The sequence below is a fragment of the Microbacterium maritypicum genome, assembly GCF_041529975.1.
Classification (GTDB): domain Bacteria; phylum Actinomycetota; class Actinomycetes; order Actinomycetales; family Microbacteriaceae; genus Microbacterium.
Map to the genome: position 1 here is coordinate 2,245,607 of NZ_CP168030.1, position 25,712 is coordinate 2,271,318.

The 25,712-nt window shown below is 67.3% G+C and carries 23 protein-coding genes and 2 tRNA genes; 21 read left to right on the top strand and 4 right to left on the bottom strand.

Annotated features, from left to right (window positions below):
- Positions 1–5 precede the first annotated feature (5 nt).
- The 11 genes from uvrA to ACCO44_RS10965 all read left to right on the top strand — a co-directional run bounded on the left by uvrA (position 6) and on the right by ACCO44_RS10965 (position 12,132).
- A complete protein-coding gene (uvrA, locus tag ACCO44_RS10915) occupies positions 6–2,894 on the top strand; it encodes an excinuclease ABC subunit UvrA (protein WP_029261615.1) in 2,889 nt (962 codons plus the stop codon).
- Positions 2,894–4,798 carry an excinuclease ABC subunit UvrC gene (gene uvrC / locus ACCO44_RS10920; RefSeq protein WP_029261616.1) on the top strand — a complete coding sequence of 635 codons (1,905 nt, stop codon included), beginning with the start codon at positions 2,894–2,896 and terminating at the stop codon, positions 4,796–4,798. The genes uvrA and uvrC overlap by 1 nt, the downstream gene beginning before the upstream one ends.
- Positions 4,799–4,832: 34 nt before the next feature.
- Complete coding sequence (rapZ, locus tag ACCO44_RS10925; protein ID WP_029261617.1) at positions 4,833–5,705, top strand: RNase adapter RapZ; 873 nt, start codon at positions 4,833–4,835, stop codon at positions 5,703–5,705.
- Positions 5,706–5,772: 67 nt separating this feature from the next.
- Entirely contained in the window at positions 5,773–6,750 is a 978-nt protein-coding gene (whiA, locus tag ACCO44_RS10930; RefSeq protein ID WP_017202788.1) for a DNA-binding protein WhiA, read from the top strand.
- 12 nt (positions 6,751–6,762) lie between these two features.
- Complete coding sequence (locus tag ACCO44_RS10935; protein WP_372466561.1) at positions 6,763–7,533, top strand: hypothetical protein; 771 nt, start codon at positions 6,763–6,765, stop codon at positions 7,531–7,533.
- A gap of 156 nt (positions 7,534–7,689) precedes the next feature.
- Positions 7,690–8,316: a superoxide dismutase gene (locus ACCO44_RS10940; RefSeq protein ID WP_029261619.1), complete on the top strand. Its 627-nt coding sequence runs from the start codon at positions 7,690–7,692 to the stop codon at positions 8,314–8,316.
- A 115-nt stretch (positions 8,317–8,431) separates the two neighbouring features.
- The gene (gene gap, locus ACCO44_RS10945) at positions 8,432–9,442 is read left to right on the top strand and encodes a type I glyceraldehyde-3-phosphate dehydrogenase (protein WP_105710159.1); all 1,011 of its coding nucleotides are present in this window, start codon (positions 8,432–8,434) and stop codon (positions 9,440–9,442) included.
- 10 nt (positions 9,443–9,452) lie between these two features.
- Positions 9,453–10,667, top strand: a complete 1,215-nt coding sequence (gene pgk, locus ACCO44_RS10950) for a phosphoglycerate kinase (protein WP_105710158.1) — start codon at positions 9,453–9,455, stop codon at positions 10,665–10,667.
- The gene (gene tpiA / locus ACCO44_RS10955) at positions 10,658–11,449 is read left to right on the top strand and encodes a triose-phosphate isomerase (RefSeq protein ID WP_105710157.1); all 792 of its coding nucleotides are present in this window, start codon (positions 10,658–10,660) and stop codon (positions 11,447–11,449) included. Before pgk ends, tpiA begins: the two co-directional genes overlap by 10 nt.
- An 81-nt stretch (positions 11,450–11,530) precedes the next feature.
- Positions 11,531–11,779 (top strand): preprotein translocase subunit SecG, encoded by a 249-nt coding sequence (gene secG / locus ACCO44_RS10960; RefSeq protein WP_029261623.1) that lies wholly within the window; start codon positions 11,531–11,533, stop codon positions 11,777–11,779.
- Positions 11,779–12,132: an RNA polymerase-binding protein RbpA gene (locus ACCO44_RS10965; RefSeq protein ID WP_017830291.1), complete on the top strand. Its 354-nt coding sequence runs from the start codon at positions 11,779–11,781 to the stop codon at positions 12,130–12,132. Before secG ends, ACCO44_RS10965 begins: the two co-directional genes overlap by 1 nt.
- 75 nt (positions 12,133–12,207) lie before the next feature.
- Here the strand turns inward: ACCO44_RS10965 and ACCO44_RS10970 are convergent, their stop codons facing one another.
- Together ACCO44_RS10970 and ACCO44_RS10975 are read right to left on the bottom strand one after the other, a co-directional pair.
- Positions 12,208–13,440 carry a hypothetical protein gene (locus ACCO44_RS10970; protein ID WP_262001127.1) on the bottom strand — a complete coding sequence of 411 codons (1,233 nt, stop codon included), beginning with the start codon at positions 13,438–13,440 and terminating at the stop codon, positions 12,208–12,210.
- A 125-nt stretch (positions 13,441–13,565) separates the two neighbouring features.
- Positions 13,566–13,636: transfer RNA gene (locus tag ACCO44_RS10975), tRNA-Gly, on the bottom strand.
- A gap of 123 nt (positions 13,637–13,759) precedes the next feature.
- On the opposite strand from ACCO44_RS10975, the gene ACCO44_RS10980 reads away from it, so the two are divergent.
- The 10 genes from ACCO44_RS10980 to clpX all read left to right on the top strand — a co-directional run bounded on the left by ACCO44_RS10980 (position 13,760) and on the right by clpX (position 23,118).
- Positions 13,760–13,833: transfer RNA gene (locus ACCO44_RS10980), tRNA-Pro, on the top strand.
- A 62-nt stretch (positions 13,834–13,895) separates the two neighbouring features.
- Entirely contained in the window at positions 13,896–15,371 is a 1,476-nt protein-coding gene (tig, locus tag ACCO44_RS10985) for a trigger factor (RefSeq protein ID WP_105710155.1), read from the top strand.
- Between the two features lie 72 nt (positions 15,372–15,443).
- Positions 15,444–15,938 (top strand): tetratricopeptide repeat protein, encoded by a 495-nt coding sequence (locus ACCO44_RS10990; protein WP_372466562.1) that lies wholly within the window; start codon positions 15,444–15,446, stop codon positions 15,936–15,938.
- A gap of 81 nt (positions 15,939–16,019) precedes the next feature.
- Positions 16,020–16,616: an ATP-dependent Clp protease proteolytic subunit gene (locus ACCO44_RS10995; protein WP_017830295.1), complete on the top strand. Its 597-nt coding sequence runs from the start codon at positions 16,020–16,022 to the stop codon at positions 16,614–16,616.
- 20 nt (positions 16,617–16,636) lie between these two features.
- Positions 16,637–17,278: an ATP-dependent Clp protease proteolytic subunit gene (locus ACCO44_RS11000; RefSeq protein WP_029261627.1), complete on the top strand. Its 642-nt coding sequence runs from the start codon at positions 16,637–16,639 to the stop codon at positions 17,276–17,278.
- Positions 17,279–17,432: 154 nt separating this feature from the next.
- Complete coding sequence (locus tag ACCO44_RS11005) at positions 17,433–18,368, top strand: sugar-binding transcriptional regulator (RefSeq protein ID WP_029261628.1); 936 nt, start codon at positions 17,433–17,435, stop codon at positions 18,366–18,368.
- Positions 18,365–19,366, top strand: a complete 1,002-nt coding sequence (gene deoC / locus ACCO44_RS11010) for a deoxyribose-phosphate aldolase (RefSeq protein ID WP_029261629.1) — start codon at positions 18,365–18,367, stop codon at positions 19,364–19,366. The genes ACCO44_RS11005 and deoC overlap by 4 nt, the downstream gene beginning before the upstream one ends.
- Before the next feature lie 13 nt (positions 19,367–19,379).
- A complete protein-coding gene (locus tag ACCO44_RS11015) occupies positions 19,380–20,822 on the top strand; it encodes an aldehyde dehydrogenase family protein (protein WP_372466563.1) in 1,443 nt (480 codons plus the stop codon).
- Positions 20,819–21,670: an aldehyde dehydrogenase family protein gene (locus tag ACCO44_RS11020; protein WP_372466564.1), complete on the top strand. Its 852-nt coding sequence runs from the start codon at positions 20,819–20,821 to the stop codon at positions 21,668–21,670. Before ACCO44_RS11015 ends, ACCO44_RS11020 begins: the two co-directional genes overlap by 4 nt.
- Before the next feature lie 179 nt (positions 21,671–21,849).
- Entirely contained in the window at positions 21,850–23,118 is a 1,269-nt protein-coding gene (clpX, locus tag ACCO44_RS11025) for an ATP-dependent Clp protease ATP-binding subunit ClpX (protein WP_372466565.1), read from the top strand.
- 6 nt (positions 23,119–23,124) lie between these two features.
- On the opposite strand, the gene ACCO44_RS11030 is transcribed toward clpX, so the two are convergent.
- On the bottom strand, positions 23,125–23,622 hold the full coding sequence (locus ACCO44_RS11030) for a GyrI-like domain-containing protein (RefSeq protein ID WP_372466566.1): 498 nt from the start codon (positions 23,620–23,622) through the stop codon (positions 23,125–23,127).
- 19 nt (positions 23,623–23,641) lie between these two features.
- On the bottom strand, positions 23,642–25,693 hold the full coding sequence (locus ACCO44_RS11035) for a M3 family metallopeptidase (RefSeq protein WP_372466568.1): 2,052 nt from the start codon (positions 25,691–25,693) through the stop codon (positions 23,642–23,644).
- Between the last annotated feature and the right edge of the window lie 19 nt (positions 25,694–25,712).

Consider the following 25,712-nt stretch of genomic DNA (forward strand, 5'->3'; position numbering starts at 1 on the left):
GTTCGGTGCCCATCGTCCCCGTTGCTTCCCCAGGAAAACTCAGTGTCCGCGGTGCCCGCGTCCACAATCTCAAGAACGTCGACATCGACATCCCCCGCGACTCGCTGGTCGTGTTCACCGGCCTGTCCGGGTCGGGCAAGTCGAGTCTCGCGTTCGACACGATCTTCGCCGAGGGGCAGCGTCGCTACGTCGAATCGCTGAGTGCGTACGCGCGCCAGTTCCTCGGGCAGGTCGACCGCCCCGACGTCGATTTCATCGAGGGCCTCAGCCCGGCCGTCTCGATCGACCAGAAGTCGACCAACCGCAACCCGCGGTCCACCGTCGGCACGATCACCGAGATCTACGACTACATGCGCCTGCTCTGGGCGCGCATCGGTATCCCGCACTGTCCCGAATGCGGTGAACGCATCCAGCGTCAGACCGTGCAGCAGATCGCCGATCAGCTCATGGAACTTCCGGAGCGCACCCGCTACCAGGTCGTCGCACCGATCGTCTCCCAGAAGAAGGGCGAGTTCGTCGACCTGTTCCGCGAACTGGGTGCGAAGGGCTACTCGCGTGCCATCGTCGACGGAGATCTCGTCCAACTCGCCGAGCCGCCGACGCTCAAGAAGAGCTACAAGCACGACATCGCGGTGGTCGTCGACCGCCTCGTGGCGTCTGATGACATCCTCGGCCGCGTGACCGATTCGGTCGAGACCGCGCTCGGTCTCGCCGGCGGAGTGGTGCAGATCAACTACGTCGACGGCGAGGGCGACGACGCATGGCAGACGTTCTCCGAGAAGCTGGCCTGCCCGAACGGGCACGCGCTCACTCTCACCGAGATCGAGCCGCGCACATTCTCCTTCAACGCGCCGTTCGGTGCGTGCCCGGCATGCTCCGGGCTCGGTACCCGCATGTCGGTCGACGTCGACCTGATGCTGGGTGACGAAGACCTCTCGATCCGTGAAGGTGTCATCATCCCCTGGACCACCCAGGGTAAGGGGTTGTTCCAGTACTACGAGCGCCTGCTCGAGGGACTCTCCCGCGATCTGGACTTCTCGCTGGACACCCCGTGGCGCAAGCTGCACTCCGATGTGCAGAACGCGATCCTGCGCGGCGAGAACTACAAGGTGACCGTCAAGTGGAAGAACCGCTACGGACGCGAGATGCGCTACGCCTCCGGCTTCGAGGGCGTGGTCCCCTACATCGAGCGGCAGTATCTGCAGGCGGAGTCCGACAACCAGCGCAGCCGGTGGGGCGAGTACCTCCGCGAAGTGCCGTGCCCGGTCTGCGACGGCAATCGTCTGAAGCCCGAGGTGCTGGCCGTGCAGGTGCACGGACACTCCATCGCCGAAGTCTCGCACCTCAGCCTCGCCGACGCCCGCGCGTTCATGGAGACGCTCACGCTCACCGACCGTGAGGCCAAGATCGCCGCTCAGGTGCTGCGCGAGATCCGCCTGCGCCTCGACTTCCTGCTCCAGGTCGGACTCTCCTACCTCAACCTCAGCCGCTCGGCCGGATCCCTGTCCGGTGGAGAGGCGCAGCGCATCCGCCTGGCCACGCAGATCGGCTCCGGCCTCACCGGTGTCCTCTACGTGCTCGACGAGCCGTCGATCGGACTCCACCAGCGTGACAACCGGCGCCTCATCGACACGCTGCTGAAGCTGCGCGACCTCGGCAACACCCTCATCGTCGTCGAGCACGACGAGGAGACGATCGAAGCGGCCGACTGGGTGGTAGACATCGGCCCCGGCGCCGGCGTCAACGGTGGCGAGGTCGTGCATTCGGGTCCGTATTCGGCTCTGCTCGACGACAGCGACTCGATGACGGGGGAGTACCTCTCGGGTCGCCGTGAGATCCCCATGCCGACGAAGCGCCGCAAGATCGACAAGAAGCGGATGCTGAGCGTCGTCGGCGCTCGGGCCAACAACCTCCGCAACGTCACGGCCGACTTCCCGCTGGGTGTGCTCACCGCCGTCACCGGTGTCAGCGGCTCCGGCAAGTCCTCGCTCGTGAACGACATCCTGTACCAGGTGCTCGCGTCGCGGCTGAACGGGGCTCGCACGGTCCCCGGCAAGCACACGCGTGTGACCGGACTCGACAACCTCGACAAGGTCGTCCACGTCGACCAGGCGCCGATCGGCCGCACCCCGCGGTCGAACCCCGCCACGTACACGGGCGTGTTCGATCGCATCCGCACACTCTTCAGCGAGACACCGGAGGCGAAGGTCCGCGGCTATCAGCCCGGTCGCTTCAGCTTCAACGTCAAGGGTGGCCGCTGCGAGGCATGCTCCGGCGACGGCACGATCAAGATCGAGATGAACTTCCTGCCCGATGTGTACGTCGACTGCGAGGTCTGCCACGGTAAGCGGTACAACCGCGACACGCTGGCCGTGCACTACAAGGGCAAGAACATCGCCGAGGTGCTCGAGATGCCGATCGAGGAGGCCGCTGAGTTCTTCGAGCCGATCCAGGCGATCCACCGTTACATGAAGACGCTCGTCGACGTCGGGCTCGGCTACGTCCGACTCGGACAGTCGGCGACGACGCTCTCCGGCGGTGAAGCGCAGCGCGTCAAGCTCGCCACCGAGCTTCAGCGTCGTAGCAACGGACGCAGCATCTACGTGCTCGACGAGCCGACGACAGGCCTGCACTTCGAAGACGTCCGCAAGCTCCTCGAGGTGCTCAACGGACTGGTCGACAAGGGGAACACCGTGATCGTCATCGAGCACAACCTCGATGTGATCAAGTCGGCCGACTGGGTGATCGATCTCGGCCCCGAGGGCGGTTCCGGCGGCGGCCAGATCGTCGCCACCGGCACCCCGGAGCAGATCGCACGCGTCGAGGCGAGCCACACCGGGCTGTTCCTCGGCGAGATCCTGGGTGAGGGGCGCGCCGCGCGGAAGGCCAGCTGATGGCCGACGTGCTGCCGTACAAGCCGCGGCCGGGGGAGATCCCGACCGATCCCGGCGTGTACCGCTTCCGTGATGCGTCCGGGCGGGTGCTTTATGTCGGCAAGGCGAAGAACCTGCGTCAGCGCCTGTCGAACTACTTCGCCCCGCTGCGTACGCTCCACGAGCGCACCCGGCGCATGGTCACGACAGCGGCATCCGTCGAATGGACGGTCGTGTCGACGGACGTCGACTCGCTGCAGCTGGAATACATGTGGATCAAGGAGTTCGATCCGCCGTTCAACGTGCGCTACAAAGACGACAAGTCGTATCCCTTCATGGCGGTGACGCTCGCCGACGAAGCGCCCAGGGTGATCGTCACACGCAATCGCAAGATCCCCGGTGCGCGGTACTTCGGCCCGTTCCCGAAGGTGTGGGCAGTGCACGAGACCATCGATCTGATGATCAAGGCGTTCCCGATCCGCACCTGCAGCGATTCCAGCTACAAGCGCGCGATGCAGACCGGCAGGCCCTGTTTCCCCGGGCAGATCGGCAAGTGCGGCGGCCCCTGCTCTATGACGGTGAGCATTGAGGAGCACCGGGCCATGGTCGATGACTTCGTGGCGTTCATGGCCGGCGGTGATGAGCGCTTCACCCGGGAGCTCACCAAGCGGATGCTGGCTGCCTCGGCGGCGATGGACTACGAGGCGGCGGCGAAGTACCGGGACAAGCTCTCGGCGATCGAAGCAGTTCTGGGCAAGAGCGCGCTCGTGCTCCCGGCCGACGAGGACGCCGATCTCTTCGGCATCGCCGAGGATGAGCTGGCGGCAGCTGTGCAGCATTTCGTGATCCGCGGCGGCAGGGTACGCGGTGTGCGTGCGCTGACCATCGAGAAGGAGATCGACATCTCGAGTGGTGATCTCGTCGAACAGGTGCTGCAGCAGGCATACGGCGAGGCGCAGGACGTCCCTCGCCGAATCCTCGTCCCGACCCTTCCGGACGACGCTGCCGAGCTCGAAGTCTGGCTGCGCGAACGTCGCGGCAAGAAAGTCGAGATCGCGGTCGCGCAGCGCGGGCAGCGGGCAGACCTCATGCGCACCGCGACGTTGAACGCGCAGCAGGCGTTGATCCGCTACAAGACCCGGCGCACGAGCGACTACGTCGCCCGCACGCAGGCGCTCACCGATCTGCAGGAGGCTCTCGGGATGTCCGAGGCCCCGCTGCGCATCGAGTGCTTCGACATCTCGCACCTCGGCGGAACGAACGTCGTGGCATCGATGGTCGTGTTCGAGGACGGTCTTCCCCGCAAGGACCAGTACCGCTCCTTCAACATCGCCGAGACGACGGATGACACCGACTCGATGTACCAGGTGCTTCGTCGTCGGCTCGCCTACCTCGATCGTCCCGAGGAACCGGAGGTCATCGATCCGACGACCGAGGCAGTCGTCGGAGAAGACGTGGGAGAGGCGACCGCGCGGCGAAAGCCGCGATTCGCCTACCCGCCGCAGCTCCTGCTCGTCGATGGTGGGCAACCGCAGGTGGAAGCAGCGGCCCGGGCCCTCCGTGACGCCGGGCACACCGAGATCGCGGTCTGCGGAATCGCGAAGCGTTTGGAGGAAGTGTGGCTCCCGGGTGACGATTTCCCGGTGATCCTGCCGCGTACCAGCGAGGCGCTCTATCTGCTGCAGCGTCTTCGTGACGAGGCGCACCGCTTCGCGATCACGCACCAGCGCAAGCGACGGCGCAACGACATCTCCTCCGTGCTCGCCGAGGTGCCGGGGCTCGGGGCATCCCGCATCAAGGTGCTGCTCAAGCACTTCGGCTCGGTGACGGCGCTGCGCGCAGCCGAACCGGGACAGATCGAAGAAGTGCAGGGAATCGGGCCCGTGCTCGCCCAGAACATCCATTCGCACCTGTCCACTCGCTAGGCTGGAGGCCGAGGGGGAGAGGGAGCACTGAGCAATGTCTGACGAGGAAAAGGGCGAGTTCCTCATCGTCACGGGAATGTCCGGCGCGGGTCGGACCACGGTGGCGAATGCGCTGGAGGATCTCGGCTGGTACGTCGTCGACAACCTCCCGCCCCAGATCCTCCGGCCGCTGCTGGATCTGACCGATATGGGTGGCAATGCGCTTCCCAAGGTCGCCGCCGTGGTCGATGTCCGGGGACGCAACCTCTTCGACGACTTCCCCGGCGTCGCGCGCGCTCTCCGGTCTCGAGGGTCTGTCCGCGTCCTGTTCCTCGACGCCTCCGACGACGTCCTCGTGCGGCGCTTCGAGTCCGTCCGACGGCCGCATCCGCTCCAGGGGGATGGGACGCTTCTCGACGGGATCCGCATCGAGCGCACCAGGCTCGCGCCGATCCGTGAGGCGGCCGACCTGGTCATCGACACCTCGCGGCTCAACATCCATCAACTGGCGACGCAGGTTTCGGACATCTTCTCGGAGGAGGGCGCGGCGCGCCACCGCGTGACGCTCCTCAGCTTCGGATTCAAGTACGGGCTTCCGACCGACGTCGACATCGTCGCCGACATGAGGTTCCTGCCCAACCCGTTCTGGAACGAAGAACTCCGCGGCCTCACCGGCCAGGACGAGACGGTTCGTGACTACGTTCTCTCGCGGCCCGGTGCGATGGAGTTCCTGGACGCCTACTCGACCGCCCTCGTCCCGGTCCTCGAGGGGTATCAGCGAGAGAACAAGAGCCACTCCACGATCGCGATCGGTTGCACGGGGGGAAAGCACCGTTCGGTCGCGATGTCGGAGGAGCTCGCGCGCAGGCTGTCCGCGATCCCCGGCGTCGCCGTCAACGTCCGCCATCGAGACCTCGGCCGAGAATAGCGGTCCGCCCGGCCGAGTAAGCTGGACGTTTGCGCCGCGACCCGGCGCGTGAACGTGAAGGAGTGTCGTGGCACTAACCACCGACGTCAAGGCCGAGCTGGTCAGCATCCGCAATGCACCCCCGACGGTGCGAGTTGCGGAAGTCACCGCGATCCTCCGGTTCGCCGGTGGTCTGCATTCGATCGCCGGCCGCGTGGCCGTGGAGGCCGAGGTGGACGCCGAGACTCTCGCGCGCCGCGTCGCACGTGACCTCGCCGAGATCTACGGCGTGCGTCCCGAGATCGCGCAGGTGCAGTCGAGCACCGCGAACGACGGCGCCCGGTGGGCCGTGCGGGTGATCGCCCAGGGCGAGACGCTCGCCCGTCAGACGGGCCTTCTCGACCAGCGGCGGCGTCCCGTGCGCGGGCTCCCGAACCGCCTCACGACCGGTTCTCGGGCCGAGGTCGCCGGCCTGTGGCGCGGAGCGTTCCTCGCCGCCGGCACCCTGAGCGAGCCGGGCCGTTCGGCCATGCTCGAGGTCGTCTGCCCGTCGTCGGAAGCGGCGATGGCCCTCGTCGGTGCCGCGCACCGGCTCGGCGTGGCCGCCAAGGCTCGCGAGGTCCGCGGCATGCCGCGTGTCGTCGTGCGCGAAGGGGAGGCGATCCGCACCATCCTCAACGAGATGGGCGCGCAGAAGACCGCCATCGCGTGGGAAGAACTCCGTCAGCGCCGCGAGGTCCGGGCCGGGGTCAACCGCCTCGTGAACTTCGACGACGCGAACCTGCGCCGCTCGGCGCAGGCCGCGGTCGCCGCCTGCGCGCGTGTGGAGCGCGCACTCGAGATCCTGGCCGACGAGGTACCCGATCATCTGAAGGTCGCCGGAGAGCTGCGTCTGGCTCACCGGGATGCCAGCCTCGACGAGCTCGGCCATCACGCCGACCCGCCGCTGACGAAGGATGCTGTCGCCGGCCGCATCCGGCGCCTGCTGGCGATGGCCGACAAGCGCGCTCAGCAGGAGGGCATTCCGGGCACCGAGGCCGCCGTGCCCGTGGGACTCGACGTCTGAGAGAATCCCTGCATGAGTGTCTTCGGCTGGCGCAGTGCAGAGTTCGGTGAGGCGACGGTCGAGACGCCGTTCGCAGAGACGATCCGTGATGCGATCACGGTCCTCGGCGTCGCTCCCACGATCACCGAGGGGCCTTTCGTCCGCTGGTACGACGGCGCGCGGCAGATCTCCGTCCGTCCGTCGAGCAGTGGCGGTGCGCAGATCCTCGTCGCGCACACGGATGCCGTCGCTGACGAGGAGTATCGGAACTTCGAGTCCCTGCCCGACTCTGCTCTTCCCTACCGGTGGCGCGCGGATGACATCGGCCTCCTCCCCGAAGGCAGCTACCTGCCGGGGGAGCGGGTCGTCGACGATTTCGACGCGCTGGCTCCGGTCCTGACCCGGACACTCGTCACGCTGTGCGAGGCGACGGCCGCACTGGGGGACGGGCGTTCCGAGGCGCAGCTGCACGTCTGGTACGCCGATCCGGCACATGACGCCCTCGCCAGGGCCGACCGCTGGGCGGCGCGTCGCAAGACCTCGCTGAGCATCGCGTTCAAGGCGGGGACCGGGAACATACATGTGATGCCGGTGGGCGGGAAGGCGCACGCAGAGCGGATCTCGTTCCCCGCCACCCCCGAGAACGCATCCATCGCCGCGGGCGCACTCCTGGAGCAGGTCGTGGCTACGGGGGCGCCGAATCCGGCGGCGCTCCGACAAGACTCGCTGATGTACGTCGACCGTCGCAAGCTCGTGCTCAGTCCGTTCGCCCTCGGCATCCCGCAGATGGGGCTGAACGCCTGATCCGGGTCGACCGGTCCGAACCGTCATATGGCGGAAGGTTCCGGGGCGCACCCGCGTTGTCGTCAGTAGGATGAAAGATGTCCGCTCTACGCCGCACATCGGCGGCGCGGAGGATCGGCAAGCGCCGCGGCGCGGCGCGGATTGGATGAAAGCGATATGGCGACTTACACGCTCCCCGACCTTCCCTACGACTTCGCGGCCCTCGAGCCGCACATCAGCGGCAAGATCATGGAACTGCACCATGACAAGCACCACGCGACGTACGTCGCGGGTGCGAACACCGCGCTCGACCAGCTCGCAGAAGCCCGCGAGAGCGGCAACCTCGCGAACGTCAACAAGCTCGAGAAGGACCTCGCCTTCAACCTCGGCGGCCACGTCAACCACTCGATCTTCTGGACGAACCTGTCGCCGAACGGCGGAGGCCAGCCCGAGGGCGAGCTGAAGGCGGCCATCGACGAGTACTTCGGCTCGTTCGAGAAGTTTCAGGCGCACTTCACCGCGGCGGCGACCGGCATCCAGGGCTCCGGCTGGGCCGTGCTCAGCTGGGACTCGATCGGCTCGCGCCTGATCATCCAGCAGCTGTTCGACCAGCAGTCGAACACGGCGCAGGGCACCATCCCGCTGTTCCAGCTCGACATGTGGGAGCACGCGTTCTACCTCGACTACCTGAACGTCAAGGCGGACTACGTCAAGGCCGCGTGGAACATCGCGAACTGGGAGAACGTCGCCCAGCGCCTCGAGGTCGCCCGCAAGCAGACGAACGGCCTGCTGGTACTGTCGTAATCGGGTCGCGTCCCGACGGGCCACGGCTCGTCGGGACGCCCTCTCAGCCAAAAAACCCCGCGCTTCATACATGCTGGAAAGCTGTGTGCAGCGCACGAGAAACAGGGAGACCTGAGTGTCTGTCAAGATCGGTATCAACGGCTTCGGCCGCATCGGACGCAACTACTTCCGCGCGGCTCTCGCGCAGGGAGCGGACCTTGAGATCGTCGCCGTCAACGACCTCACCGACAACAAGACCCTGGCGCACCTGCTGAAGTACGACTCGGTGGGCGGCGTCCTCGACGCCGAGATCAGCTACGACGACGAGAGCATCACCGTCAACGGCAAGGTCATCAAGGCCTTCGCCGAGCGCGACCCCGCCGGTCTCCCGTGGGGCGAGCTGGGTGTGGACATCGTCATCGAGTCGACCGGCTTCTTCACCAAGGCCGAGCTCGCCAAGAAGCACATCGAGGCCGGCGCGAAGAAGGTCCTCATCTCGGCTCCGGGCACCGGTGTCGACGGAACGTTCGTCATGGGCGTGAACGAGGACACGTACAACCCGGAGACGGATCACATCATCTCCAACGCATCTTGCACCACGAACTGCCTCGCACCGCTCGCGCAGGTCTTCAACGACGCGTTCGGCATCGACCGCGGCTTCATGATGACCGCGCACGCGTACACCGCCGACCAGAACCTGCAGGACGGCCCGCACAGCGACCTCCGTCGTGCACGCGCCGCCGCGATCAACATCACCCCGGCTTCCACCGGTGCTGCCAAGGCCATCGGCGAGGTGCTCCCGGAGCTCCAGGGCAAGCTCAGCGGCTCGTCGTACCGCGTTCCGGTTCCCACCGGTTCGATCGTCGACCTCACCCTCATCACCGACCGTGAGAACCTCACGGTCGACGAGGTCAACGAGGCGTACAAGAAGGCTGCTGCCGAGGGTCGCCTCGCCGGCTACCTCCAGTACAACGAGGACCCGATCGTGTCGAGCGACATCGTGCACAACCCGCACTCGTCGATCTTCGACTCGACGCTCACCAACGTGAGCGGCAACCTGATCAAGGTCTCGAGCTGGTACGACAACGAGTGGGGCTACTCCAACCGTCTCGTCGACCTGACCGAGTACGTGGCCGAGCGCCTCTAAGCTCAGGAACATGACTCTGCGCACCCTGGACACACTGGGGTCGCTCGAGGGCAAGCGCGTCATCGTCCGTTGTGATCTCAACGTCCCGCTCCGGGACGGGATCATCACGGACGATGGCCGTGTCCGCGCCTCGCTGCCGACCCTCAATGCACTCATCAACGCGGGCGCCCGCGTCGTCGTGTGCTCTCACCTCGGACGGCCGGATGGCGCGCCCGACCCGCAGTACAGCCTGGAGCCGGTGGCTCAGCGGCTGTCCGAGCTGCTCGGCGCTCCGGTCGCGTTCGCACGCGACACGGTCGGCGAGTCGGCGAAGGAGGCCGTCGCCTCGCTCGAGGACGGCGGGGTCGTCGTCATCGAGAACCTGCGGTTCAACCCGGGGGAGACCGCGAAGGACGAATCCGTGCGCGCAGCCTTCGCGGCTGAGCTCGCCGAGCTCGGCGACGTGCTCGTCTCCGACGGATTCGGGGTCGTGCACCGCAAGCAGGCGAGCGTCTACGAGCTCGCCGAGCTGCTCCCGTCGGCGGCCGGTCTGCTGATCGCGGCCGAGCTCGACGTGCTCGACCGCCTGACCGAGAACCCCGAGCGCCCGTACGCGGTCGTGCTCGGCGGGTCGAAGGTCAGCGACAAGCTCGGCGTCATCTCGCACCTGCTGCCGCGCGTCGACAGGATTCTCGTCGGTGGCGGAATGCTCTTCACCTTCCTGAAGGCGCAGGGGCACGCTGTGGCTTCGAGCCTGCTGGAAGAGGATCAGCTCGAGACGGTTCGCGGCTACATCGCCGAGGCGGCCGAACGCGGTGTCGAGCTCGTGCTCCCCACCGATGTCGTCGTCGCCGCATCGTTCGGCGCGGACGCCGCGCACGAAGTCGCCGCGGCGGACGCGATCGAGTCGACGCCGTTCGGTGCCTCCGGCATCGGACTCGACATCGGTCCGGAGACGGCAGCACGCTTCGCCGACGTCATCCGCGAATCGAAGACCGTGTTCTGGAACGGCCCGATGGGCGTGTTCGAGTTCCCGGCGTTCGCGGCCGGCACCAAGACCGTCGCGCAGGCGCTCACCGAGGTCGACGGCCTCAGTGTCGTCGGTGGCGGCGATTCCGCCGCGGCCGTGCGTCAGCTCGGATTCACCGACGACCAGTTCGGTCACATCTCGACCGGCGGCGGCGCGAGCCTCGAGTTCCTCGAGGGCAAGAAACTACCTGGGCTGGAGGTCCTCGGATGGGTGTGAACTCCCGTACCCCGCTGATCGCGGGAAACTGGAAGATGAATCTCGACCACCTTCAGGCGGTCGCGTTCGTGCAGAAGCTGCACTGGACGTTGAAGGATGCCAAGCACGAAGACGGATCCGTCGAGGTCGCGGTCTTCCCGCCGTTCACCGACATCCGCAGCGTGCAGACGCTCATCGACGCGGACAAGATCCCGTTCGCGCTCGGTGCGCAGGATGTGTCGGCACACGACTCCGGTGCATACACCGGCGAGGTCTCCGGGGCTTTCCTGGCGAAGCTCGACGCGAAGTACGTCATCATCGGCCACTCGGAGCGTCGTGAATACCACGCCGAGGGCGACGATGTCGTGGCGGCCAAGGTGCAGGCATCGCTCAAGCACGGTCTCGTGCCGGTGATCTGCGTCGGTGAGACCGCGGGCGACCTGGAGAAGTTCGGTGCGAGCGCCGTTCCGGTGTCGCAGCTCGAGGCCGCGCTTCAGGGCGTGTCCCCGAAGGCGGAGATCGTGGTGGCGTACGAGCCGGTGTGGGCGATCGGCTCCGGCCAGGCCGCGACGCCGCAGCAGGCGCAGGATGTCTGCGCCGCTCTGCGTGCGGTCGTCGCGAAGGTTCTGGGCGACGAGGCAGCCGCGCGCACGCGCATCCTCTACGGCGGCTCCGTGAAGGCGGCGAACATCGCCAGCTTCATGCGCGAGCCCGATGTGGACGGCGCACTGGTCGGCGGGGCGAGCCTCGTCGTGGACGAGTTCGCAGCGATCATCCGCTTCGAGAAGCACGTCGGAGTGTGAGTGCAGCGGGGCTGCGGCCCCGCTGCACCGTATACTTGACCGTTACGGGGGCGTTCCGGCCCCAGCGAAAGGCTCTTTCTCGTGGCAATTCTCGAGTTCGTCCTGCAGGTCGTGCTGGGCATCACCAGCGTTCTGCTGACCCTCCTCATCCTCCTGCACAAAGGTCGGGGCGGTGGACTGTCCGACATGTTCGGTGGAGGCATGACCTCTGCGGTCGGCTCCTCCGGTCTTGCGGAGCGGAACCTGAACCGCTTCACCGTCGTCCTGGCACTGACATGGTTCGTCGCCATCGTCGCGCTGGGCCTCATCACGAAATTCGAGGTCATCTGATGGCTACCGGTGGAAACGCCATCCGCGGCACCCGTGTCGGCTCCGGCCCGATGGGCGAGCAGGATCACGGTTATCACGCCGACCGAATCGCGGTCTCGTACTGGGACGGACTCGGCAACGAGACCGTGCGCTACTTCGCTGCGGGACTCCCCGAAGAGGAGATCCCCGAGACGATCGATCACCCGCAGTCGGGTCTCCCGGCCGGGCGTGACAAGGAGAACCCTCCTGCTCTCGCGAAGGCGGAGCCGTACAAGACGCACCTCGCGTATGTGAAGGAGCGTCGTACCGACGAGGAAGCCGTCCAGCTTCTCGACGACGCGCTCACCCAGCTGCGCGAGCGTCGGGGACAGTGACCTCGACCTGACATCGAAGAAGCCGCCGTGAGCGATCACGGCGGCTTCTTGCTTTGTCAGTTCCTCGCTCAGAGCTCAGCGGCAGCCTGCGGCGGCGTCGATGTACTCCTGGGGCGGGTATCCGTAGGCCCAGACCCCGTTGGCATCGTCGGTGTATCCCATGCTGATGGCCCACGCAGTCGCCCATTTCTCGATGCTGTCCTGTGTCGACGCGTCGTACATGTCCTCGCACTTGACACTGATCGCGTGACCGACCTCGTGCGCGACCAGTGCCTTGCTCCGCTCCGCCGGCCACTGCTCGGCGACCGAGTTCGACAGCTCGATGTTGGCGCGGCCGGGGTCATCCCACCACCACGTGGTGTACCCGCCCATGCTGCCGTTGTAACCCGCGCCGTTGACCACGGGGGACCAGTCGAATTCGAGGAGCACGCCGGGGGCGAGTGAGCGGGCGAAGGCCTCGATCTCCAGGCGAGCACCTCGCAACGGCCCCGACTTCTCCGCCATCTCTTCGGACTCGGTCGCGATGACCTGCGCGCCGGCGTCCTGCAATGCGACATAGGTGGTCGCCGCGTCGTCATCGACGGTCGTCGCCGCCAGCGCATCCGCGGCGGCGCTCCGGAGCGCGATCACGGCATCGTTGCGGGCTGAGGGGTGTGCCGTCTCGAAACCCGCTGCCGCCTCACCGGCTGCGGTGAGCACGCCCAGGCCACTCTCCTGAACGGCCTCCTCGGCTTCGACGGCGCTCTCGGACGCGGTTTCGAGCTCCTGCGCCAGTTCGTCGAGCGCGCTCTCGTCCTCGACGAGCGCCGCGGACGCTCCGAACAGCTCCCAGAACCAGACCGGCTTCTCTTCGGGGGACGGCAAGGCGGTGGCGAGGAGCTTCTCCGCGACCGCTCCGGCTTCTTCCCCCTCGGCGACGGCGGTCGACAGTGCAGAGACGGTCTCCTCCGGCACGGCGATCTGTGCGCTGCCCGCGTCCAGGATGACGTGGCCGGCATCCGTCGCCCGGGTCAGCACGTCTCGGGTGTGAGCGGTTTCCGACGTGATCGCCGTCGCGGTCCGCAGGGTGTCGGCGAATCGGTCCGCGGCAGCGTCGTAGCCGAGGTTCGCGGACAGCTGGGTGATGCCGAGGGCGGCGATCACCGCGGCGCCGCCGAGAACGCCGATGAGGAGGCCTTGATGCGGGCGTCGGCGAGCACGGGGACGCGCGGTCGGATTCGGACTCGAGGAGAAGCGCGCCGGCAGCTCGTGGGGCCCGCGTGTCAGGGGGATCGAAGCCTCCAGGCCGGACGGAAGCGGGGCGGTCACGTCGTGCCCATTCGATGGTGCCTTCCGGTCGGAGACTGCGAGAGTCGATGCTTTCAGAGTATTGGACCGACCGCCGAGCATGCGAGAAGGCCCCCACCGTTTCCGATGGGGGCCTTCTGATCCGGAGGGGCTGACGGGAATCGAACCCGCATCATTAGTTTGGAAGACTAAGGCTTTACCACTAAGCTACAGCCCCGGATCCCCGCGGAATCTCGGGGACGGGCCGGAGTCGCATCTCCGGACTCATCGATCATACCGGACAGTCGGGGGTGCTCTCGTCCGTTAGACTCGGTGGGGCTGAATCTGCGTGCGGATTCCCCGGGGCGTAGCTCAGCTTGGTAGAGCGCCCGCTTTGGGAGCGGGAGGTCGCAGGTTCAACTCCTGTCGCCCCGACACGGCCCCACGGACCTTACAGCCGCGATACCGCGCGGAAATCACAAGGAGAACACACCAGCATGGCGAACAGCACCGTCGAGAAGCTGACCCCGACCCGGGTCAAGCTCACCATCACGGTCACCCCGGACGACCTCAAGCCCAGCATCGCGCACGCCTACGAGCACATCGCTCAGGACGTGCAGATCCCCGGCTTCCGCAAGGGCAAGGTCCCGGCGCCCATCATCGATCAGCGCATCGGCCGCGGTGCGGTCATCGAGCACGCGGTGAACGAGGGCCTGGACAAGTTCTTCCGTGACGCCACGGTCGAGCACAAGCTGCGCGTCGTCGGCCGTCCGGCCGCCGACATCACGCAGTGGCCGAACGAGAAGGACTTCTCCGGTGACCTGCTCGTCGACATCGAGGTGGACGTCCGCCCCGACATCGAGCTGCCCTCCTACGACGACATCACCGTGACGGTCGACGCCGTCGAGGCCGACGAGGCCGCACTGGATGCCGAGCTCGACAACATGCGTGCGCGCTTCGGCACGCTGGTGCCGGTCGACCGTCCGGCAGCGAAGGGCGACTTCGTCGAACTCGACCTCGTCGCGACGATCGACGGCGCCGAGATCGACCGCGCCGAGGGCGTCTCCTACGAGATCGGCTCCGGCGAGCTGCTCGAGGGCATCGACGACGCGATCGAGTCGCTCACCGCCGGTGAGGACACCACGTTCCGCTCGGCTCTCGTGGGCGGCGACCACGCCGGCTCCGAGGCCGAGGTCTCCGTGTCCGTCAAGGCCGTCAAGGAGCGCGAGCTTCCCGAGGCCGACGACGACTTCGCGCAGATCGCGAGCGAGTTCGACACCATCGCGGAGCTCCGCGAGAGCCTGGCTGAGCGCGTCGCACAGCAGGGCGTCTTCACGCAGGGTTCCGCCGCGCGCGACAAGCTCGTCGAGGCGCTGCTCGAGAAGATCGAGATCCCGGTTCCGCCGCAGCTCATCGAGGACGAGGTGCACAACCACCTCGAGGGCGAAGGCCGTCTCGAGGACGACGTGCACCGCGCCGAGGTCACCGAGGCGAGCGAGAAGCAGTTCCGCACGCAGGTGCTGCTCGACACGATCGCCGAGCAGGCCGACGTGCAGGTCTCGCAGGAAGAGCTGAGCCAGTACCTGATCCAGTCTGCCGCGCAGTACGGGATGGCTCCGCAGGAGTTCGTCGAGGCGCTGCAGTCCTCGAACCAGCTGCCCGCGCTCGTCGGTGAGGTGGCCCGGAACAAGGCCCTCGCCATCGCGCTCGGCAAGGTCAAGGTCGTCGACAGCAACGGCAAGGCCGTCGACCTCTCCGACTTCATCGTCACGGACGACGAGGCCGAGACCGAGGCGGAAGCCGAGGAGAAGCCGGCCAAGAAGGCTCCGGCCAAGAAGGCTCCCGCCAAGAAGGCTCCCGCCAAGAAGGCCGAAGCCGACGCTGCGGACGAGACCGCCGAGAAGAAGCCGGCTGCCAAGAAGCCCGCCGCCAAGAAGGCTCCGGCCAAGAAGGCTGCCGACAAGGCTGAGTGATCGGACACGATCCAGTGAAGAGGGCGGGTGCTGCGGCATCCGCCCTCTTTTCCATCCAGGGAGGGAGCAGCGATGACGACGTGGGATGAGCGCATCGACGAGGTGTGGGAGGACGCGACGGGCGAAGAGGTCGGCGACGACACGATCGCGCGGATCGATGCCCTGGCCGCCGAGCGCGGATCGGACGACGCACGCGCGGAGTTCGAACGTGCGGGTGCGCGCGACTCTGCGGGGAAGCCGGCCGAGGCCGTGGAACTGTACCGGCGCGCCCTGCAGCTCGGTCTCGACGAGGAGCACCGCCCGCAGTGCGTGATCCAGCTGGCGAGCTCCCTGCGCAACCTGGGGGAGTACGACGAGGCTCTCGCCGTCATCCGTGCCGAGGAGGAGCTGTCGGCTGATGGGCCCTATCGCGACGCCGTCGCGACGGTCCACGCACTCATCCTCGCGAGTGCCGGGCGACCGGCGCAGGGGCTCTCGGTCGCGTTGCTCGCCCTCGTGCCGCACCTCCCGCGGTACCACCGCTCGATGACGGCCTACGCCCACGAGATCGCCGGCACCGACACCTGATATGCCGACGGCGAACATGGCCTGAGTGCTGCGTTGTCGCCGGTAGATTCGAATCACTGAAACACGGAATCAGGAGCTGACATGGCTGCAGAACCCCTCCTCGCAACGAGCGTCTTCGACAGGTTGCTGAAGGACCGCATCATCTGGCTCGGCTCGGAGGTGCGAGACGAGAACGCGAACGAGATCTGCGCGAAGATCCTTCTTCTCGCCGCAGAGGACTCCGAGCGAGACATCTACCTCTACGTGAACTCGCCGGGTGGCTCGATCACCGCGGGTATGGCGATCTACGACACGATGCAGTTCGTGCCGAACGACATCGTCACCGTCGGCATCGGAATGGCAGCCTCGATGGGCCAGCTGCTGCTGACCGCGGGCACCAAGGGCAAGCGCTACATCACGCCCAACGCCCGGGTGCTGCTGCACCAGCCGCACGGTGGCTTCGGCGGTACGTCGAGTGACATCCAGACCCAGGCGCAGCTCATCATGTCGATGAAGAACCGCCTCGCCGAGATCACCGCAGCGCAGACCGGCAAGTCTGTCGAGCAGATCAACGCCGACGGTGACCGCGACCGCTGGTTCACCGCCGAGGAAGCGCTCGAGTACGGCTTCGTCGACCACATCCGCGAATCGGCCTCCGACGTCATCGGCGGCGGCGGAACCGACCAGGACACCGAGTAACGGAAAGCGAAAGGACGCTCATGTACACACCCACCTTCCGCGCTGCCGGTGACCTGCCCTCCAGCCGCTACGTGCTCCCGCAGTTCGAGGAGCGCACGGCCTACGGGTTCAAGCGTCAGGACCCGTACAACAAGCTGTTCGAAGACCGCGTGATCTTCCTCGGCGTGCAGGTCGATGACGCGTCGGCCGACGACGTGATGGCGCAGCTCCTCGTCCTGGAGAGCCAGGACTCCGAGCGTGACATCACGATGTACATCAACTCGCCCGGTGGTTCGTTCACCGCGATGACGGCGATCTACGACACGATGCAGTACGTCGCGCCGCAGATCCAGACCGTGGTGCTCGGCCAGGCGGCATCCGCCGCGGCCGTGCTGCTCGCGGCCGGCGCGCCCGGCAAGCGTCTCGCGCTGCCGAACGCCCGAGTGTTGATCCACCAGCCCGCGATGGGCGAGGCCGGCCACGGCCAGGCTTCGGACATCGAGATCCAGGCCGCGGAGATCCTCCGTATGCGGACCTGGCTCGAGGAGACCCTGGCAGGGCACACCAAGCGCACCCCGGAGCAGGTGAACCGTGACATCGATCGCGACAACATCCTCTCCGCCGCGCAGGCGCTGGAGTACGGCATCGTCGACCAGGTGCTCACCACGCGCAAGCGGGTCTGAGACCGTTCGGTTCTGAAGGGGCGTCCGTCATCATGACGGGCGCCCCTTCGCCGTGTCCGGCGAATGTGCACGCGCTGCGGGCGTTCTGCTCATATGAGCAATTGCGTGCGCGAACGCAGTTTCCGGCCTACGCTGGGTGAGGAAGGAGGATGCCGTGGAAGAAGATCTACTCATGGTTCGCGTCGCCGAGCTCTACTACGACGAGGACAAGACCCAGGACGAGATCGGCGGGCTCCTCAAGATCTCCCGCTGGAAGGTCGGCCGACTTCTGGTCCAGGCCAAGGACCGCGGCATCGTGCGCATCGAGATCGTGCACCCGCGTGCCCGTCGGCTCGGTCTGGAGCGGATGCTGGTGGAGCGGTTCGGCCTCACCGATGCCGTCGTCGTGCCCGCGCCGGACGGCGACGACGGGACGCTCGAGCGCGTCGCGCAGGCTGCCGCCGACTTCCTGACCGCGCTGCGTCCGGTTCCGCGCACCCTCGGCGTGAGCTGGGGGCGTACGCTCCGTGCCGTCGCTGAAGCCCTCCCCGACGGATGGGCCAACGGTGTCACCGTCGTGCAGCTCAACGGCGGCGTCAGCCTGAACCGCCGCTCCGGCGGCGCGGCCGGGCTGGCCGTGACGATCGCCCAGCGCGCCTCCGGGCAGGTGTCGCTGCTGCCGAGCCCGGCGATCCTCGAGCGCGTGGAGACCAAACAGGCCATCGAGTCCGACCGCACGGTCGCGGCGGTTCTCGAAGAAGCTGCCGAGGCGCAGGCGTTCCTGTTCACCGCGGGACCTTGCGATGCCTCGTCCGCCCACGTCGAGAACGGCTACCTCACGGGCGAGGAGGTCGAGGAGCTGGCGCGGCGCGGCGCGGTCGGTGACGTTCTCGGCCGCTACGTCGATGCCGAGGGCAACATCGTCGACTCGCAGCTCGACGCCCGGACGGTCGGCGTGTCGCTCGACCGGCTGCGCGGAGCCGCCCACGCGATCTTCGTCACGGCGGGCCCCGCCAAGCACGACATCGCACGCACGGTCGTGACCAGTGGCCTGTGCGGTGTACTGGTGACCGATGAGACCACAGCACGAGCATTGTTGGAGGAACAGTGACGACCACAGAAATCAGCCGCAGGACGGCGGTGGATGTCCTCGGCGGTGAGCCGGACGATGCCACCCTCCGTCGCTTCCTGCACGGGCTCCCCGGCGTCGACGCGGTCGGCCTGGAGCAGCGCGCTGCGGGCCTCGGCACCCGCTCCATCAAGACCACGTCGAAGGCCTGGGCCCTCGACACCATCATCAAGCTGATCGACCTCACCACACTCGAGGGTGCGGACACTCCTGGCAAGGTGCGATCGCTCGTCGCGAAGGCGAAGAATCCGGACGCCGCCGACCCCTCGACCCCTCGGGTCGCGGCCGTGTGCGTGTACGGCGACATGGTGGGCGACGCGGTCACCGCCCTGGGCGGCCTGCACGGCGACCCCGACGACGGTCTGATCTCGGTCGCGGCAGTGGCCACGGCGTTCCCGAGCGGCCGTGCGTCGCTCGCGATCAAGCTCGCCGACACCGCCGAGGCGGTCGCCGCGGGCGCAGACGAGATCGACATGGTCATCGATCGGGGAGCCTTCCTCTCCGGGCGCTACGGCCTCGTGTTCGATCAGATCGCCCAGGTGAAGGAAGCCTGCCGCCGCGAAGACGGTTCGTCCGCCTCCCTCAAGGTGATCCTCGAGACCGGTGAACTGAACACCTACGACAACATCAAGCGCGCTTCCTGGCTCGGCATCCTGGCGGGAGGCGACTTCATCAAGACGTCGACCGGAAAAGTGCAGCCTGCGGCGACCCTGCCGACCACGCTGCTGATGCTCGAGACGGTCCGCGACTGGCACCGCGGCACGGGTGAGAAGATCGGCGTGAAGCCGGCCGGCGGCATCCGCTCCTCGAAGGACGCGGTGAAGTATCTCGTCACGGTGGCCGAGACCGTGGGGGAGGAGTGGCTGCAGCCGCACCTGTTCCGCTTCGGTGCGTCCAGCCTTCTCAACGATGTGCTCCTGCAGCGTCAGAAGCTCAGCTCCGGCCACTACTCGGGCCCCGACTACGTCACGATCGACTGACGGGAAGACGAACATGTCATTTCTGGAATACGCTCCCGCACCGGAGTCCACTGCGGTCCTGAACCTCAAGAACAGCTACGGGCTGTTCATCGACGGCGAGTTCGTCGACGGGTCGGGCACGCCCTTCAACACCATCTCCCCGGCGACCGAGAAGCACATCGCGGAGATCGCCTCCGCGAGTGACGACGACGTGGACCGTGCGGTCAAGGCGGCGCGTCGCGCCTACGAGAAGACCTGGTCTCGGATGAGCGGCCGCGACCGCGGCAAGTACCTCTTCCGCATCGCCCGCCTCGTGCAGGAGCGTGCTCGCGAGCTCGCCGTCGCGGAGAGCCTCGACAACGGCAAGCCGATCAAGGAGAGTCGCGACGTCGACGTGCCGCTCGTCGCCTCCTGGTTCTTCTACTACGCGGGCTGGGCGGACAAGCTCGATCACGCCGGGCTCGGCGCGAACCCCCGCGCTCTCGGCGTCGCCGGACAGATCATCCCGTGGAACTTCCCGCTGCTCATGCTCGCGTGGAAGATCGCGCCCGCTCTCGCCGCCGGCAACACGGTCGTGCTCAAGCCCGCCGAGACTACGCCGCTCACGGCGCTGATCTTCGCCGAGATCCTGCAGCAGGCCGACCTTCCGGCCGGTGTCGTGAACATCGTCACCGGCGCGGGAGCCACGGGCTCGACGCTCGTGCGTCACCCTGATGTGGACAAGGTCGCCTTCACCGGCTCGACCGGCGTCGGTCGCGACATCGCGCGCGCCGTGGCCGGTACGAAGAAGAAGGTGACGCTGGAACTGGGCGGCAAGGCCGCGAACATCGTGTTCGACGATGCTCCGATCGACCAGGCCGTCGAGGGCATCGTCAACGGCATCTTCTTCAACCAGGGCCACGTCTGCTGCGCAGGGAGCCGCCTGCTGGTGCAGGAGTCGATCCACGATGAGGTCGTCGACCGGCTCAAGTCGCGCCTGTCGACTCTGCGCCTCGGCGACCCGCTCGACAAGAACACCGACATCGGTGCGATCAACTCGGCGGCGCAGCTCGCCCGCATCCGCGAGCTGAGCGACATCGGCGAGGCCGAAGGTGCGGAGCGCTGGACGGCGGACTGCGCGATCCCCGAGCAGGGGTTCTGGTTCGCTCCGACCATCTTCACCGGAGTCGAGGCGTCGCACCGCATCGCCCGTGACGAGGTCTTCGGTCCCGTGCTCTCGGTGCTCACCTTCCGCACACCGGCCGAGGCCGTGGCGAAGGCGAACAACACGCCCTACGGGCTGTCGGCGGGCATCTGGTCCGACAAGGGATCCCGCATCCTCGCGGTGGCCGACCGGCTCCGCGCCGGCGTGATCTGGGCCAACACCTTCAACCGCTTCGATCCGTCGAGCCCGTTCGGTGGATACAAGGAGTCCGGATACGGCCGCGAGGGCGGACGCCAGGGTCTCACCGCCTACCTCAAGGGAGCCACAGCATGAGCAAGCGACTGACCGTCCCGAAGACGTACAAGCTCGCGATCGGTGGGGCCTTCCCGCGCAGCGAGTCAGGTCGCACGTACGAGGTGCTCTCGCCCAAGGGCGAATTCCTCGCCAATGCCGCGAAGGGTTCCCGCAAGGATGCCCGTGACGCCGTGGTGGCCGCGCGCGCCGCGGTCAAGGGCTGGTCCGGGGCGACCGCCTACAACCGCGGACAGGTGCTCTACCGTGTCGCCGAGGTGCTCGAGGGTCGGCGTGCGCAGTTCATCGACGAGATCGTCGCCCAGCAGGGACTCTCGTCCTCGGCCGCGGCCACGCAGGTAGACGACGCCATCGATCTCTGGGTCTGGTACGCGGGCTGGTGCGACAAGTACGCCCAGGTCGCGGGGAACGCGAACCCGGTCTCGGGCCCGTACTTCAACATCTCGGTTCCGGAGCCGACGGGCGTCGTCGCGATCATCGCGCCGCAGGATTCCGCGCTGCTGGGGCTGGTCTCGGTCGTCGCTCCGGCGCTCGTGGCGGGCAACACGGTCGTGGTGGTGGCCAGCGAACGGCATCCGCTCTCGGCCATCAGCCTCGCCGAGGTCCTGGCCACGAGTGACGTGCCGGGCGGCGTCGTCAACGTGCTGACGGGTTCGCCTGCGGAGGTCGCCCCGTGGCTGGCGTCGCACCAGGATGTGAACGCCCTCGACCTCGCGGGTGCCGGCGACCTCGACTGGGTCGACATGCAGATCGCGGCCGCAGACACCCTCAAGCGTGTGCTCACTCCGGGTGAGGTCGTCGCCTCTCCCGAGCGGATCGGCGCCTTCACCGAGGTGAAGACGGTCTGGCACACCAAGAGCATGGTCTGACGCGGCTCTGCAGATCTCGTGAGGGGTCGGGAATCGCCGCCTCGGAACCGGGGATAGCGGCGGTTCCTGACTCCTCATGTGTCGCGACCCGATGCCGAGTACGGTCCAATGCGGCCCAGTGTCGTATGCAGCGGTTAGGCTCGAAGGACGATCTCTGATCCCCCCATAGGAGGACGCGCATGGCCCGCATCGGTGAAAGCGCTGACCTGTTCAAATGCTCATTCTGCGGAAAGAGTCAGAAGCAGGTCCAGCAGCTGATCGCCGGACCCGGCGTGTACATCTGCGATGAGTGCGTCGAGCTCTGCAACGAGATCATCGAAGAGCGGATGGCCGAGTCCTCCGGCGACGGTGTCGCGGAGTTCGAGCTGCCTAAGCCGCGTGAGATCTTCTCGTTCCTCGAGGAGTACGTCGTCGGTCAGGAGCCCGCCAAGCGCGCTCTCTCCGTCGCCGTCTACAACCACTACAAGCGCGTTCGTGCACTCGGCACTCTGCAGTCCGCCGAGCAGCGGGCCGAAGAGGTCGAGATCGCGAAGAGCAACATCCTGCTCATCGGTCCGACGGGCTGCGGCAAGACCTACCTCGCGCAGACGCTCGCCAAGCGCCTGAACGTGCCCTTCGCCGTGGCCGACGCCACCGCGCTCACCGAGGCAGGGTACGTCGGCGAAGACGTCGAGAACATCCTGCTCAAGCTCATCCAGGCCGCCGACTACGACGTCAAGCGCGCTGAGCAGGGCATCATCTACATCGACGAGGTCGACAAGATCGCCCGCAAGGCCGAGAACCCGTCGATCACCCGTGACGTCTCGGGTGAGGGCGTGCAGCAGGCGCTCCTGAAGATCATCGAGGGCACGGTCGCGTCGGTTCCGCCGCAGGGTGGCCGCAAGCACCCGCACCAGGAGTTCCTGCAGATCGACACCTCGAACGTGCTGTTCATCGTCGCCGGGGCTTTCGCCGGGCTCGAGGACATCGTGTCCGCACGTGTCGGCAAGCACGGGATCGGCTTCGGTGCGCCGCTGCACGACAAGGGCAAGGACCTCGACCTGTTCAGCGAGGTGCTCCCCGAAGACCTGCACAAGTTCGGCCTGATCCCCGAGTTCATCGGCCGTCTTCCCGTCGTCACGTCGGTCTCGCCGCTCGATCAGGCCGCGCTGATCGACATCCTGACCGGCCCGCGCAACGCGCTGGTGAAGCAGTATCAGCGCATGTTCGAGATCGACGGCGTGCAGCTCGAGTTCGAAGAAGAGGCTCTGCGTTCCATCGCCGACCTCGCCGTCGAGCGCAAGACCGGTGCCCGCGGGCTCCGTGCCATCCTCGAAGACGTCCTCGGTCCGATCATGTTCGAGATCCCCTCGGCAGAAGACGTCGCCAAGGTCATCGTGACCCGCGCGGCCGTCGACGAAGGCGCGCCGCCCACCATCGTGATGGAGCGCAAGCGCAAGAGCGCGTGACCTCGATCAGGCCAGCGGCAAGATGAGGTCGGTGCGCAGCTCTGCCGGCGTTGTGCTCGGATCGGACACGTACACCTCGATCCAGACACTTCCGGTACGGAGCCCCTGCGCTCCGGCGCGTTCGACGAGACCCGCCCATCCGGCACCGAGTTCCTCGTAGGAGCCGAGCACGGTCGTCGCGACAGCGGGCCCCGACGGCAGGGCCGAGCCGATGATGACACTCCCGCTCGCCGTGGGGATCGGATTCTCCGGCGGGGAGACCACGGGGTAGCCGAGTTCGAGATCGAAGACGTCCATCGGGTCGCCGTGGTAGATCGCGAGCGCGGGGCCGGCCGGGGTCAGCACGTCGCCGGCGAACGTCAGGGCGATCGCCGAGTAGCCCGCGTCGAACGCGTCGGAAAGGTCGGCGATGCGGATGCCGTTGTGACGGATCACCGCGAGCGGAACGGCGTCGAGGTCCAGACGGTCAGCCGGGCCGAACGGTGCGTCGGGGAATGCGTTCATGCCCTCAGGGTCTCACGACTCAGCCGCCGAGGCCACGGCGCTTCAACAGCGGCTCGATCTCAGCGTCGCGACCCCGGAAGTCGCGGTACGCCTGCAGGGGGTCCTTCGAACCGCCGACCCCGAGCAAGCGCCCGCGGAACCGGTCACCGTTGGCGCGGGTGAGCCCGCCGTTCTCCCGGAACCAGTCGACCGTGTCGGCGTCGAGCACCTCGCTCCAGATGTAGGAGTAGTAGCCCGCGCTGTACCCGCCGGAGAAGACGTGCGCGAAGTATGTGGACGAGTAGCGGGTGGGGACAGCCGGGTCGTCGAGGCCGATGTCGGCGAGGGCGGCGGCCTCGAACGCGGCGACGTCGCCGATCTCCGCGTCGACGCCCACGCGGTGCCACGCCTGGTCCAGCCATGCGGCGGCCAGGTACTCGCTCGTCGCGTGGCCTTGATCGAACGTCTCGGTCGCGCGCAGGCGCTCGACGATGGCGGGGTCGAGGGGTTCGCCGGTCTCGTGGTGTCGGGCGTAGTTGTCGAGGACCTCCGGCCAGAGGATCCACATCTCGTTCACCTGGCTCGGGAACTCGACGAAGTCCCGGAACACGTTCGTCCCGGCGAAGTGCGGGTAGGTCACCGTCGCGAAGAGTCCGTGGAGGGCATGTCCGAACTCGTGGAACAGCGTGGTGACTTCGTCGAGAGTCAACAGTGTGGGCTCGCCGTCGCCGGGCAGCGGCACGTTGAGGTTGTTGACGACGACCGGTGCGGTTCCGCGCAGTCGTGACTGGCTCACGATCGCGTTCATCCACGCCCCACCGCGCTTCGAATCGCGCGTGTACAGGTCGAGGACGTACAGGCCGACGGGAGTTCCGTCGTCGTTGCGCACCTCGAACACGCGAGTCCCGGGGTGGTACGCCACCAGGTCCTCGCGCTCCGCGAACGTCACACCGTACAGCTGCGTCGCGGCGAAGAAGACTCCGTCCTGCAGCACGCGCTCCGCCTCGAACCAGGGGCGCAGGGCGCTGGAGTCGATGTCGTACCGCGCCGTGCGCTCCCGTTCGGTGTAGTACGCCCAGTCGTGGGCCTCCACGGCGAACGGCGTGGATTCGGTCTCGTCGACGATCGCCTGCAGAGCGGTGTGCTCGGCCGTCGCATTACGTGCGGAGGGCGCGGCGAGCCGACGCAGCATCTGCTCGACGGCATCGGGAGTCCCGGCCGTCTCGTCGGCGGTGACGTACGCCGCGTGCGACTCGTACCCGAGCAGAGCCGCACGCTCCGCCCGCAGCCGCACGATCTCGAGGAGGACCGGGCGGTTGTCGTTCGCGTTGTCGCGGGATCCGCGCGCGAGAGAGGCGGCCATGATGCGCCGTCGCGACTCCCGCACTCGCAGCTGGGCCAGCGCGGGGTGTCCCGTGAACAGCGGCAGCGTGATGAGCAGCTTGCCGTCGAGCCCGCGGTCCGTCGCGGCACGCGCCGCGGCCGACAGCTCTCCGGTGCTCAGACCATCGAGCTCCGCGGGGGTGTCGAACACCACGGCGAGGTCGTTCGTGTCGTTCAGCAGGTTGCGCTCGAACGTGTTCGTCAGCGTCGAGAGCTTCTGGTTCAGCGCCGTCAGTCGTTCTTTGGCCTGGTCGTCGAGGCCGGCACCCGCGTGCGTCATCTCGCGGTGGTGGCGCTCCACCAGGTAGCGCTGCTCGGCGTCGAGACCGAGAGCATCCCGCTGCTCGAACACCTGCTGCACGCGCCAGTACAGCTGCGCGTCGAGGGTGATCGCGTCCTGGTGGGCGGCCATGAGGGGTGCGAGCTGCTCGTCGATCTCCTGGATCTCCGGCGTCGCATCCGCGGAGCTGACCGTGTAGAAGGCGTGCGCGACCCGGTCGAGCAGCTCGCCCGAGCGTTCGAGCGCCTCGAGGGTGTTCTCGAAGGTCGGCATCGATCGCACCATCGTGATGCGGGCGACCTCGCGGAGTTGCTCCTCGAACCCGGCCTGGAACGCCGGGAGATAGTGCTCGGGCCGGATCGCGGGGTAATCGGGGAGCCCGAAGGGGAGAGTCGACGGCTGGAGGAGCGGATTCGTGGCGTCGGTCATCCTCCGAGCCTATCCACCG

Excerpts from the sequence above, each read along its gene's own strand:
- pgk (WP_105710158.1), top strand. The coding sequence starts at position 9,453 with ATGACTCTGCGCACCCTGGACACACTGGGGTCGCTCGAGGGCAAGCGC.
- ACCO44_RS11015 (WP_372466563.1), top strand. The coding sequence starts at position 19,380 with ATGTCATTTCTGGAATACGCTCCCGCACCGGAGTCCACTGCGGTCCTG.
- tig (WP_105710155.1), top strand. The coding sequence starts at position 13,896 with ATGGCGAACAGCACCGTCGAGAAGCTGACCCCGACCCGGGTCAAGCTC.
- ACCO44_RS10935 (WP_372466561.1), top strand. The coding sequence starts at position 6,763 with ATGAGTGTCTTCGGCTGGCGCAGTGCAGAGTTCGGTGAGGCGACGGTC.
- ACCO44_RS11000 (WP_029261627.1), top strand. The coding sequence starts at position 16,637 with ATGTACACACCCACCTTCCGCGCTGCCGGTGACCTGCCCTCCAGCCGC.
- ACCO44_RS10995 (WP_017830295.1), top strand. The coding sequence starts at position 16,020 with ATGGCTGCAGAACCCCTCCTCGCAACGAGCGTCTTCGACAGGTTGCTG.
- ACCO44_RS11035 (WP_372466568.1), bottom strand. The coding sequence starts at position 25,693 with ATGACCGACGCCACGAATCCGCTCCTCCAGCCGTCGACTCTCCCCTTC.
- ACCO44_RS11030 (WP_372466566.1), bottom strand. The coding sequence starts at position 23,622 with ATGAACGCATTCCCCGACGCACCGTTCGGCCCGGCTGACCGTCTGGAC.
- rapZ (WP_029261617.1), top strand. The coding sequence starts at position 4,833 with ATGTCTGACGAGGAAAAGGGCGAGTTCCTCATCGTCACGGGAATGTCC.
- ACCO44_RS10965 (WP_017830291.1), top strand. The coding sequence starts at position 11,779 with ATGGCTACCGGTGGAAACGCCATCCGCGGCACCCGTGTCGGCTCCGGC.
- ACCO44_RS10940 (WP_029261619.1), top strand. The coding sequence starts at position 7,690 with ATGGCGACTTACACGCTCCCCGACCTTCCCTACGACTTCGCGGCCCTC.
- uvrC (WP_029261616.1), top strand. The coding sequence starts at position 2,894 with ATGGCCGACGTGCTGCCGTACAAGCCGCGGCCGGGGGAGATCCCGACC.
- ACCO44_RS10990 (WP_372466562.1), top strand. The coding sequence starts at position 15,444 with ATGACGACGTGGGATGAGCGCATCGACGAGGTGTGGGAGGACGCGACG.
- ACCO44_RS11020 (WP_372466564.1), top strand. The coding sequence starts at position 20,819 with ATGAGCAAGCGACTGACCGTCCCGAAGACGTACAAGCTCGCGATCGGT.
- tpiA (WP_105710157.1), top strand. The coding sequence starts at position 10,658 with ATGGGTGTGAACTCCCGTACCCCGCTGATCGCGGGAAACTGGAAGATG.
- clpX (WP_372466565.1), top strand. The coding sequence starts at position 21,850 with ATGGCCCGCATCGGTGAAAGCGCTGACCTGTTCAAATGCTCATTCTGC.